Here is a 12,131-nt window from a genome sequence, read left to right as displayed (position 1 = left end):
TTAGAATATAAAAAACAACAAGACTTATATTATAATTTGATAAATCTTTTAACAAAGAAAAATCCCTCTAAAAGAGGGATCCAAAATAGTAGTAGCTATAATTCTTAACACTAAAAAGGAATTATAATACTAATAATTTACTTTACTATTTTCCGGTTAAAAACTTAGGCTTAATTACCAACATTGCCCAAGCCCAGTTTTGATTATTTGCCGCTGCTGCTTCAGTTACACCTTTTAATTCGTACATACCATCGCTTGCAAACATTTGAGAATACCCAAGTACTAAAGAATAACCTTTAAATTTCTTTTTGTACACTAAATCTATCTCTGTTCCTAAAGAACTTTCTCCACTTGCTAAATCTTGTTCTCCACTAAAATTAAGGGCTTTTACCATTAAACTAGAAGAATCGTTTAAAGTAAAGTTTGCACTTAAATGTAAGTCTACTAAACCAACAGAGTTTGCGTGGTTCCCCACATAAAAATAATCCATAAAACCATTAAACTTATGGTTTGTTCCATATAAAGGGAAAAATGCTCCCGTTTCTCCTGCATCACCATCGTTACCACTAATAGCTTCTATACCTAACCCTAAACTTACTTTTGGTGCTACTTTATACGTTGCATCTAAACCAACTAAATACGCTCCTTTTACATCTACATCTCCCTGACGTTTACCTGTCTGTAAAAAAGCATTTGCAGACAAACCAAAGCTTCCAGATTTATAATCTAAATGTGTTCCTAAAGTTTGTAAGTTACTTACGCCATCTGCTTCTCCTGATACAGCATCAAATTCTTGGAATCCGTTATTCAACAATAATAAACTACCTGTTAATTTATTCCATTTTTGTTTCATATATAACATTTGCATTGTTTTATATGAGAAATAACCTGTTGTATTATATGCAGTACCTGCAGATTGAAAACCTGTTGGATTCGAATAATCTTGGTTAAATGCCAATGCAAAATCTAACATAAAATTATCTTTTTTATATTTAAGTAAAGCTGCATCGTGGTTTCTACCTTGTTGTGCCCAATCTAAACCTCCTAAAATTCTTTGATCATCATAAGATAAAACTTGACGACCAATTTTTGTTGAAGTATTTTCTCCTAACTTAATTTCTGCCCAAGCCTGAAAAACTGCAAATGAGTCGTTTTGATCATAAGGTAAAATTTGTCTGTTTTCTCCCCACACCATTACATCTTGTAAACTCACATAAAACCAGTAATTATCGGTCATATAACTGGTATTTAAACGTACTCTTGTAGAAATTCCAAAACCAGCATCTGCTGCATCCGGAATTAAACTTCCAAATCCGTTTCTATATTCTGTACGTGGTCTAAATTCTCCATCTAATGTAAATTGTGCATTTACAAACTGAAAGCATACTAACATTAGCCCTAAAATTACGTATTGTTTTTTCATTTTTTTATTAATTTAATTGTTTTGATTGCGTTTTTATTTAAGTTTCGAAATATAAAAAGACTAAAACATCTTTATTATGACATTTCTCATGTTTTTAATTCTCTAAAATATAATTACTTCTACTCTCTTTTAATGCTCTAAAAAATCTATTAAATGCTTTCTGTATGTATAATAATCGTCATGCTCTAAAACAGATTTTCTAGTTCTTGGTCTTTCAAAATTGATATCTAAAATATCTCCAATTTTGGCTTTCGGTCCGCTAGTCATCATTACCACTCTGTCTGCTAAAAAAATAGCTTCATCAACATCGTGGGTAATCATTACTGCTGTTATTTTTTCTTTGTTCCAGATTTCTATTAAAATGTCTTGCAATTCTCCTCTTGTTAAAGAATCTAACATTCCAAAAGGTTCATCTAACAACAATACTTTTGGTTTAATTGCAAATGCTCTTGCAATACCTACTCTTTGCTGCATTCCTTGCGATAATTCACTTGCTTTTTTATGAAAAGCATCTTCTAAACCTACTTTTTGTAAATAGTATTTTGCAACATCATTTCTTTGTGCTTTTGTAGCTTTAGGAAAAACCTGATTTACGCCCAACAAAACATTTTGTAAAGAAGTCATCCAAGGCATTAAACTAGGCGATTGAAAAATAACACCTCTATCTGGCCCAGGACCTTGTATGTGTTTTCCTAACACAGAAATATTACCTCCAGAAATTGGGTTTAAACCAGCAATCATAGAAAGCATTGTTGTTTTACCACAACCAGAATGCCCAATAATAGTCACAAATTCTTCTTTTTTTATCTGCAGATTTAAGTCTTCTAAAACTACATAATCTCCTTTTGGTGTAGGATACACTTTTTTAAGATTTTTTAAATCTAACATTACATCATTCGAAGGAAAACGTGTGTTATTCGTAATAATTTTAGGTGTTTCTTGTTTTATTATAGTGCTCATTACATTCCAAATTTAAACTCATTTACAAAATCTTTAGGCGTTAAATCTGGAAGTACATATTCCTTTTTAGCTTCAGATTTACGTTCATTTCCAATATCCATTAAATACTCAATAATAGCATTTCTGGTTTTCTTAAAACTCTCATTGTCATTCATGGCTGTTTTATCTCTCGGACGTTCCAAATCAATTTTAAATTCTGGTCCTAAAGTTGCATTTGGCCCAGGTCTTAAAGGAATAATTCTGTCTGCCATATAAATACCTTCATCCACATCATTTGTAATTAACAAAGCTGTTCTCTTATCTTTCCCCCAAATATTTAAGATTTCGTCTTGTAAATTACCACGTGTTAAAGCATCTAAAGCTCCTAGAGGTTCGTCCATAATTATCATTTCGGGTTTCATTGCCAAAGCTCTTGCAACCGCAACTCTTTGACGCATTCCTCCAGATAATTCGTTTGGTCTTTTATTTATTGCTGGCGTTAAACTCACCATTTCTACATAATTTGCAACAATTTCATTTAGTTCTTTTTTATTTTTCTTCGGAAAAGCTTCTTTTACTGCCATAAACACATTCTGACCAACCGTTAACCAAGGCAATAACGAATAATTTTGAAAAATCACTCCACGTTCATGACTTGTACCAACCACAGGTGCTCCTTTAAACAACACTTCTCCACTTGTTGGTTTTATCAATCCATTAATTAAATTAACTAACGTTGTTTTTCCACTTCCTGTAAAACCTACAATTGCAACAAATTCGCCTTCTTCTATTTTCAAGTTGATATTAGACAACACTTCTGTCTCTCCATCTGCTTGATGATAACTTTTGTAAATATTATTTAGTTCTAAATATGCCATTGTAATATTGTTTAATCGTGTAACTGTTTATTTGTGTAACTGTTGTAGGTTGTTAAATACTGCATTTTCGTTTACACGATTAAACAGTTAACCAATTACACATCTTAAATTGCATCTGTTTTATCAAAAGACACCCAATTCTGAATTGTTAACATCAATCTGTCTAATAAAAAACCGATAATACCAATTACAAACATGGCTACGATAATTTTTGCATTAGAATCGTTTGCTCCATTTTGGAATTCCTCCCACACAAACAACCCTAAACCAGGACTCTGTGCCAAAAGTTCAATTGCAATTAAAACCATCCAAGCAACTGATAATGTTATTTTTAGACCTGTAAAAATTAAAGGTAAAGAAGATGGTAAGATTACTTTAAAAATCTTCTGAAAAGTTCCTAATTTTAAAACTTTTGCAACATTTATATAATCTTTATCTACAGAAGAAACTCCCATAGCCGTATTTACTAATGTTGCCCACATAGAACAGAAACCCACACTAATAAATGAAATGGTAAAAGAACTATCTTCGTTAGAATCTATCAACAATGTTTTTACAATCATAAAAACTAATAAATACCAAACTACGGGTGATACTGGCTTAAAAATCTGAATAAACCAATTAAAAGCACTTTTTAAAGTTGCACTTAATCCTATAAAAATACCTAAAGGAACTGCAATTAATAAGGCCAATAAGAACCCAGCAAATACCGTTTGTAAACTTCTAAATATTTGATCTACAAATGATGGTCTTCCTGTATACGTAATTGCATCTTTTCCTTCTGCAATTCTACTAGCATTTAATGCAGCTGTTTTTTCTATAAAAGCAGCTTTATCTGCATTAATAATTCTGTGATCTCTTAATAAAGAATGGAAAGATTCCCAAACCTGAGCCGGAGATGGTAATGTATTTGGCTGACAACTAGATTCTCCAGAAGCAATACATGCTTTTAAAGCATCTGCCGCAACCTGACCCTGATCTTCTAAAGCCTTTTCTATTTTAAATTCTGCCTCTATATTGTATAAAGATTTTGCTCCTAAATGCCACAAACCAATAAATAATAAAATGGAAGCAAGTGGCACTATTGTCTTGCGTAAAAAGTTTTTAAATTCTTCTTTTTCTAGTTTTCCAGTAAACAGATCTTTTAATGTTACAAAAAAACCTAATCCTATAAAATTAGAAACCTTCTCTAGTGTTAAACTTGCTTTCATTATCTATATGTATTTATTAAGTGTCATTTCGACAGAGTGAGGTACGAACGACGAGAAATCTTATAAATAGTGAGATTCCTCCTCATACTTCGTTCGAAATGACAAAATCAATTATTTTTTATCTTTATTTCCTATTTTAAAACTATTGATGTATCCTATTGGATCTTTTGCATCGTACATTGTTCCATCAATAAAATCTGCTGTTGCTGGCTTATAACCATCTGTTGTAGGAATATCTGCTGCAGAAATGTTTCCTTCTGCAACTAAAAGAGCTGCTGCTTTTTTCCAAATATCTGGTCTGTAAATATCTTTAATTGTGCTTGCGTACCAATCTGCAGTTTTTGCATCAGGTATTTGTCCCCATCTTCTCATTTGTGTTAAAAACCAGATTCCATCAGAATAAAAAGGATAGGTTGCATTGTATTTATAGAATACATTAAAGTCTTCCATTTCTCTTTTATCTCCTTTTTCAAACTCAAAAGTACCGGTCATAGAATTTGCTAATACTTCTACAGGAGCACCTACGTATTGAGACATAGATAAAATTTGCACAGCTTCTTTTCTATTTTCTGGTTTGTCTAACCATTTACCAGCTCTAATTAATGCTTTGGTAACTGCAATGGCTGTATTTGGGTTTTCGTTTACAAATTTCTCTGTCATAACAAATACTTTCTCTGGGTTGTTTTTCCAGATATCATAATTTGTAACAACCGGAACTCCAATTCCTTTAAAAACGGCTTGCTGATTCCAAGGTTCACCTACACAATATCCATGAATAGTACCTGCTTCTAACGTTGCTGGCATTTGTGGTGGAGGCGTTACAGATAATAAAACCTCAGCATCAATCTGTCCTTGTACGTTTTCTTTGGTATACATTCCAGGGTTTATTCCTGCTGCTGCCAACCAATATCTAATTTCATAATTATGCGTTGAAACCGGAAAAACCATTCCCATTTTAAAAGGTTTACCAGAATTTCTATATTCAGTAATAACAGGCTTTAAAGCTTCTGCTTTTATAGGATGAACAGGTTTACCATCTTTATCTTTTGCTACATGTGGTTTCATTTTAGACCAAACATCATTAGAAACTGTAATTGCATTTCCGTTTAAATCCATAGAAAAAGCGGTCACTAATTTTGCTTGTCTTCCAAAACCTGCTCCTGCAGCAATTGGCTGACCCGCTAACATGTGCGAACCATCTAATTGACCATCAATAACACGGTCTAAAATATTTTTCCAGTTAGATTGTGCTTCTACAGAAACAAACAATCCTTCGTCTTCGAAAAATCCTTTTTCTTTTGCAATAGCCAAAGGAGCCATATCTGTTAACTTGATAAACCCAAACGTTAATTGAGGTTTTTCTATTGCTAATGTTTTTGTTTTTGATGTTTTTGCATCAACAACTGTTGTTGCTTTTTTAGTTTCTTTACCACCACAAGCAAATAATAACATTGCTACAGGTAAAATGTAAGTTGATTTTTTAAATAGAGATTTCATTTTTAGTAAGTTTTATTAATCTACGTATTAATACTTATTTATTTGACAAATATATAAGTAGATAGGTTTCTAGCTTATGGGAAACCACATATTAAAACCTCTTTTTAAAACATACTATAAACTGCGATAAAACATATTTAAAAAGTAAAACAATATTAATCAAAACATTAAACCAACATAAAACATATACGTATAATTCTACGTACTTATTTTTAGAATAATTTTTATACGTAAAAAACCCTTCAGGTTTAAAATCTGAAGGGTTTGTATATTAATTTTTTAAAAATAGGTTTCGACTAGGCTAGACCAGACATAAAGTTTACGGTAATATTAAGAATCTAGATAATAATTATGTTCACTAATTTCATTCTTTAAATTCTGAATATTAGCAATGCCAATTTTTTTTCCTTGTGCAATGATCAATCCTTCCTTTTTAAGTGTAGAAAAAATTCTGATCACTTGCTCTTCTGTAGTTCCTGCATAATCTGCATATTCTTTTCTACTTAAAGGCAGATTTAAAAACCCTCTTAAATCGCCAAATTTTCTATGAATATATAACAACGTATCAATAACGCGTTCACGAACGGTCATTTGAGAAATTGTTTTCACTTTAGACTCGCTTTTATTTAATTCGTTGGCGTAAAACAACATCATATCATACCCAAACTTCGGGTTTTCTAACAACGCTTCTTGTAAATCATCTTTAGAGAAATAACACAAAATAGTATCTTGCAAAGCAATAGAACCAATAGAATAATACTCTTCTGTACCAAAACCTCTGTGCCCTATAATTTCTCCTTCTTTAGCAAAACGCACAATTTGTTCACGTCCATTAATACCGGTTCTAAAAACTTTTACAGTTCCTTTTAAAATAAAAAACAAACCATTTACAGGTGCGCCTTCCATAATAAATTGTTGTCCTTTTTTGCATTTCAGCGTTTTCTTATGCTCAACAAAAACTGAATTGGATAAATTGGATAAATTTTTTTTTATCAAACAAGCTGTATTCATACAAGAAGCACAAGAAAAATCAGTAATTACTTTTCTTGAGTTTTTTAATACTATGTTTGAATTTACAATCAAATTTTTTATGCTATAACTTACTTATTTTACTAATACTACTTTTTTAAAACTAGATTTCGGAGCTTCACAAAGCGAACATTCATAGCTTTCTGGAAGTGCGTTAAAAACGGTTTCTGGAGGAATATTTTGAGTAACATCGCCAAAGGCTTCATCGTAAATTGTTAAACAATCTTTACATTGGTATACTTCTAACTCTGTGGTTTCTTTTTGTACCTCAGCTTCTTTTTCTGCTTCTATTTCGCTTCCTAATTGATCAAAATACAACTGACTTAATTCCATTAATAAACCTGGTAATTCTACTTTATCCACGTCTTGAACGTGCATAATATATTGCCTTGTATTCGGATCGAAATTTTTAGCGTACAATAAATTATAAGTATCTCTTGTCTGGAAATTTCCTATCATTTCTGGTTGTTTATTTTTCTCAACAACGATTGATGTAAAATAATAAGCAGCTTTACTGTAATCTGTAATTCCGAAAGTTAAACCATAGGTACTAATATCATTTTGATCGAAATTAGAAACCAAGTATTTTTTTAAGTTTAAAGCGTCTTTATTGGCTACTGGAATGTGCCAATTTAACTCTAACATAGAATGACGAACATTAATTCCTCTCTTACCTAAAAACTTCTCCCAAACCAATTTAGATTCTCTCGGAATCCCTTTAACTACAAAAGATTTCCAAGGTGTAATAGAAATTTTACCAATCTTATTTTCAGAACACAATTCGCACATTTCTTTTAAGAAAGAAATATCATATTTATTGTTTCTCCAATACAAACCTAACCAGTATTTATCCATACCAATTTTGTTCATTCCCTCAAAATAAGGAAAAGGATAAAAAGGCACTTCTAAAGGAATATCTACCGTTCTATTATTGGTATCTATTGCATCACTAACCAAATCGAAAATCATTTCGATGGTTTCTGGCTCTTCTTGAAGGATGTTTTCTATGGCTGTTTCAATCTTATCTAAATCCCAACTATAAATTAAAGCAGGATACATTTGTGTTTTTTTCCAATCTGGAAGCCTCACATACAAATACCAATAATCTTCATGTTCTGAAGCAATAAAATTTATATTCCCAGTAAACAAAGGAACTAAACGTTGTTTTGGATCTGTTAAATTGATTTTTAATTTAGATTCTAGGTTAAATTGTTCTAAAAGATATAAATATCGATCTCCGGTTAACCAAGAAGTACTCGGAAAAATATCTGCACAAACATAAGACGAAACAATGTTTTCTACACCTGTTTCATTTGCTTCTACAATTTTTAATTTATCAAATTGAGCTAACTCTTCTTGATTTACATTTTTAGGTAATAAAATATCTTGTCTAGACCCAAAAGAAATGGTTTTTAAGCCTAAACTTTCTACAGATTCGCAAATGTATTTTAGTTCTCCAGGAGATAAAACTCCACCTCTTACAATGATTCTATTTAACTGCTCGCTCATACTGTTACTTTTGCATTGTTCAAAATTTCTCTTACTTCCGTTTTACAACTTCCACACCCTAAACCTGCGCCTGTTTTGTTACATAATTCCGTAAAATTAGAACATCCTTTAGCAATGGCTTCTTCAATATTTCCTTCTCCTACTTGGCTACAAGAACAAACTAATTTTCCTAAAACAGGTGCGTCATTAGATGCGCCTCTTAACAAGGTTTCTCGTTTGTCAGACATTTCAATCTTGCTTTCAATTAAGGTTTTAAACTCTGCAAATTCATTTTTGTCACCTACTAAAACAGCACCAATTAGTAAATCATCTTTTACAATACACTTCTTATAATATCCCTTAGAAATATCTGTAAAAATAATTTCCTCGTAACTTGGATCGTTATCCGGAACAGAAATTTCTCCAATACTACACAAGTTTAAATCGCTAAATTTTAGAATATTCATTAATACAGAACCATTGTAAGCCTCACTAATATCACCTGCAATAAAGTTGGCTAAAATACCTGCTTGTTCTTCTGCTGCAGAGGTAATACCAAATAACTTGTTTTTAAATTCTGCAATTTCTCCAATGGCAAAAATATCTGGATGAGAAGATTGTAAATGTTGATTCACTTTTACTCCTCTACCGCAAATAATACCATTATTTTTAGCAATTTCTATATTTGGTCTTGTACCAATTGCATACACAATTGCATTGGCATTAATATATTTTCCACTTTTTAGGTTGATGGTTAATTCACCAGTATCTTCATCATCAAAAACAGTACTTACTTCATTATCAAAATAAATTTGAATCCCTCTTTCTTGTACGTTTATTGATAATAATTTACTAGAAATTTTATCTAATTGACGTTCCATTAATCGAGATGCACGCTGAATAATAGTGATTTTTACATTCTTGTGCTTCATCGCTGCAGCCAACTCTAAACCTAACAAACCTCCACCAACAATTACAACATGTTGTTCTTCTGGCGGCAAACCTGTAGCATCTAAATAATTTTTAAAGCGATCTGCATCACTTTTATTACGCATGGTAAAACGACCCGGTAAATCTATTTGTACATCTTTAGGTATAAAAGGCCTACTTCCTGTTGCTAAAATTAATTTATCAAACGAATGCGTTTCTCCGTTAGAATCTGTAACAACTTTAGCATCCTTATCAATCTTTTCTATTATTGTTTCTGGGTGAATTTTAATATTCAATCCCTTTAATTCAGCATTTTTTATTTTCAATAATTGCTCCCAAGAAAGTTCTTCTGTAATATATTCTGGCAACAAAACACGGTTGTAAAACAAGTTCTTTTCCATAGAAAAAACATGAATCTCATCAACCTCATTATTATCTCTATAGTTTTGTAAAAAACGAAAAGCGGCAGCTCCTGCACCTGCAATGATAATTTTATCTTTCGGTTTTTTATATTTTGATACAGAAACCGATGTAAATTTAAAATCGGGTTCTTTAGAAACCGGATCTATATGTGTGTTGGTTAAATTATTGGCTCTATTTAAATTACTTTGCAACACTTTACCCCAGTGCATTGGCAAGAAAACAACGCCTTCTTTAATTTCGTCGGTAATTTTTGCACGTATCCTTACAACTCCGTTTCCACTTTTAATCTCTGTAATATCTCCGTCTTTTATTTTATTTAAATATGCATCAACAGGGTTTATTTCTAAAACAGGTTTCGCATAATGTGTTTTTAATCTTGCTACTTTCCCCGTTTTGGTCATGGTATGCCACTGATCTCTAACACGACCTGTGGTTAAAATTAACGGAAACTCGTCATTCGTTTTTACAGATGTATTTTCTATGGTTGATGGAACATTAAAAATTGCTTTTTGAGAAGGTGTATAAAACTTTTTATCTTCAAAAAGACGCGGTGTTCCTTTACTTCTATATTCATTTACTGGCCACTGAAAAGTACCTTCGTTTTTTAATCGATCATAATTTAAGAAAGAAACATCAATATTTGTTCCTTTGGTCATAGAAGCATATTCATCATAAATTTCTTCTGCACTGTTAAAATTAAAACCTCTAAAACCCATTCTTTGTGCAAAATCACAGAAAATTTCTACATCTGGTCTTGCTTCTCCTGGCGCTTCAATTTCTTTTGGTAAATAAGAAATTCTTCTTTCAGAATTTGTCATGGTACCTTCTTTTTCTAACCACGCTGCAGCTGGTAAAACCAAATCTGCAAACTGTAAAGTATCTGATTTATGAGAAATTTCTTGTACTACCACAAACTTAGAATTTGCCATCGCTTTTTCTATTCTGTGCGAATTTGGCATACTTACTAACGGATTTGTACAAGCAATCCAAACTGCTTTTAACTTTCCGCTCTCTAAAGCATCAAACATTTCTGTTGCTGTTAATCCTGGTTTTGGCGATATTTTATCGACTCCCCAAAATTGTGCAACTTCTCTTCTGTGTTCTTCGTTTCCTAAATCTTTATGAACCGCTAACAAGTTTGCCATTCCGCCAACTTCTCGTCCGCCCATTGCATTTGGCTGACCTGTTAATGAAAATGGACCTGAACCAGGTTTACCAACCTGACCGGTAATTAAAGATAAGTTTAAAAGTGATGTGTTTTTGTCTGTACCAATTACACTTTGGTTTAAACCCATTGCCCACATACTGATAAAGCCTTTGGCAAGACCAATCATTTCTGCAGCTTTTTGAATTTCCTTAGCAGGAACTCCACAAATTTTAGACGCTTGTTTTAAAGTGGTTCCAAAGATTATTTCTTTGTAACCATCAAAACCTTGCGTATGATTTTTAATAAAATCTTCATCAATTAAACCACTTTTGTACAAACACCTACCAATAGCATTGTATAAAACAACATCTGTACCTGGTGTTAATTGCAAATGCAAATCTGCAAATTTTGCAGAATCTGTTTTACGTGGATCAATTACAATCACCTTTACCTTCGGATTTTCTTCTTTGCGTTTTTCAATTCGTCTAAACAAAATTGGATGACACCAAGCAGGGTTTGCACCTGTTATTAAAAAAGTATCTGCTAATTCAATATCATCATACGAAATTGGCACACTATCTTCTCCGAATGTTTTTTTATAACCAACCACTGCAGAACTCATGCATAAACGCGAGTTGGTATCTATATTATTGGTTCCTAAAAACCCTTTTGTAAGTTTATTAGCAATGTAATATTCTTCTGTTAAACTTTGTCCGGAAACGTAAAATGCTACAGAATCTGGACCATGTTTTTTTATGATTGATTTAAAAACGTTGGCAGCTCTATCTAAAGCCGTATCCCAAGAAACACGCTCACGCGGATGCGAACGACTCCAACGCATTTCTGGATATAAAATTCTGTCTGAAGTATCATTAGCAACATAATGCAAATTCATCCCTTTAGAACATAACATTCCTTTATTAACAGGATGGTCTTTATCTCCTTCAACAAAAACCTTGTTGTTAATGTCTTTTTTTACGATAATTCCGCAACCTACTCCACAATAAGAACACGTTGTTTTAATTTCATTTTTAATCATTTAGACCAAGGTTTTATACAAAATACGATATTAATTATTTACTAACCAAAGTTAGATTTTATTATTCTTAATACACTTAAAAAAGATGAGTTGAATTTATAAATCAATAAAAAACAACCATTAATAA

8 protein-coding genes are annotated in these 12,131 nt (G+C 32.0%); all 8 read right to left on the bottom strand.

The annotated features are described in order from the left end of the window. Positions 1-145: 145 nt before the first annotated feature. The gene (locus tag H0I29_RS07125) at positions 146-1,423 is read right to left on the bottom strand and encodes an alginate export family protein (RefSeq protein WP_218754902.1); all 1,278 of its coding nucleotides are present in this window, start codon (positions 1,421-1,423) and stop codon (positions 146-148) included. Between the two features lie 129 nt (positions 1,424-1,552). Next, positions 1,553-2,383, bottom strand: a complete 831-nt coding sequence (locus H0I29_RS07120) for an ABC transporter ATP-binding protein (protein ID WP_158839621.1) — start codon at positions 2,381-2,383, stop codon at positions 1,553-1,555. Continuing rightward, complete coding sequence (locus tag H0I29_RS07115) at positions 2,383-3,240, bottom strand: ABC transporter ATP-binding protein (RefSeq protein ID WP_218754901.1); 858 nt, start codon at positions 3,238-3,240, stop codon at positions 2,383-2,385. The genes H0I29_RS07120 and H0I29_RS07115 overlap by 1 nt, the downstream gene beginning before the upstream one ends. A gap of 104 nt (positions 3,241-3,344) precedes the next feature. Next, a complete protein-coding gene (locus tag H0I29_RS07110; protein WP_218732122.1) occupies positions 3,345-4,451 on the bottom strand; it encodes an ABC transporter permease in 1,107 nt (368 codons plus the stop codon). Positions 4,452-4,562: 111 nt separating this feature from the next. Beyond that, positions 4,563-5,948, bottom strand: coding sequence for a CmpA/NrtA family ABC transporter substrate-binding protein (locus H0I29_RS07105; protein WP_218754900.1), 1,386 nt, complete (start codon positions 5,946-5,948; stop codon positions 4,563-4,565). 330 nt (positions 5,949-6,278) lie between these two features. After that, positions 6,279-7,031, bottom strand: coding sequence for a Crp/Fnr family transcriptional regulator (locus tag H0I29_RS07100; RefSeq protein ID WP_254712715.1), 753 nt, complete (start codon positions 7,029-7,031; stop codon positions 6,279-6,281). A 21-nt stretch (positions 7,032-7,052) separates the two neighbouring features. Beyond that, positions 7,053-8,486, bottom strand: coding sequence for a rubredoxin domain-containing protein (locus tag H0I29_RS07095; RefSeq protein WP_218754899.1), 1,434 nt, complete (start codon positions 8,484-8,486; stop codon positions 7,053-7,055). Then, the gene (locus H0I29_RS07090) at positions 8,483-12,004 is read right to left on the bottom strand and encodes a nitrate reductase (protein ID WP_218754898.1); all 3,522 of its coding nucleotides are present in this window, start codon (positions 12,002-12,004) and stop codon (positions 8,483-8,485) included. Before H0I29_RS07090 ends, H0I29_RS07095 begins: the two co-directional genes overlap by 4 nt. Between the last annotated feature and the right edge of the window lie 127 nt (positions 12,005-12,131).

Source organism: Polaribacter sp. R2A056_3_33, assembly GCF_019278485.1.
Lineage (GTDB): Bacteria > Bacteroidota > Bacteroidia > Flavobacteriales > Flavobacteriaceae > Polaribacter.
The sequence above is the reverse complement of the archived record's forward strand: the minus strand, read 5'-3'. Positions and strand labels throughout refer to the sequence as shown.

Bases quoted from the DNA above. Each gene is read 5' to 3' on its own strand.
- H0I29_RS07105 (WP_218754900.1), bottom strand. From the start codon at position 5,948: ATGAAATCTCTATTTAAAAAATCAACTTACATTTTACCTGTAGCAATG.
- H0I29_RS07090 (WP_218754898.1), bottom strand. From the start codon at position 12,004: ATGATTAAAAATGAAATTAAAACAACGTGTTCTTATTGTGGAGTAGGT.
- H0I29_RS07125 (WP_218754902.1), bottom strand. From the start codon at position 1,423: ATGAAAAAACAATACGTAATTTTAGGGCTAATGTTAGTATGCTTTCAG.
- H0I29_RS07110 (WP_218732122.1), bottom strand. From the start codon at position 4,451: ATGAAAGCAAGTTTAACACTAGAGAAGGTTTCTAATTTTATAGGATTA.
- H0I29_RS07095 (WP_218754899.1), bottom strand. From the start codon at position 8,486: ATGAGCGAGCAGTTAAATAGAATCATTGTAAGAGGTGGAGTTTTATCT.
- H0I29_RS07115 (WP_218754901.1), bottom strand. From the start codon at position 3,240: ATGGCATATTTAGAACTAAATAATATTTACAAAAGTTATCATCAAGCA.
- H0I29_RS07120 (WP_158839621.1), bottom strand. From the start codon at position 2,383: ATGAGCACTATAATAAAACAAGAAACACCTAAAATTATTACGAATAAC.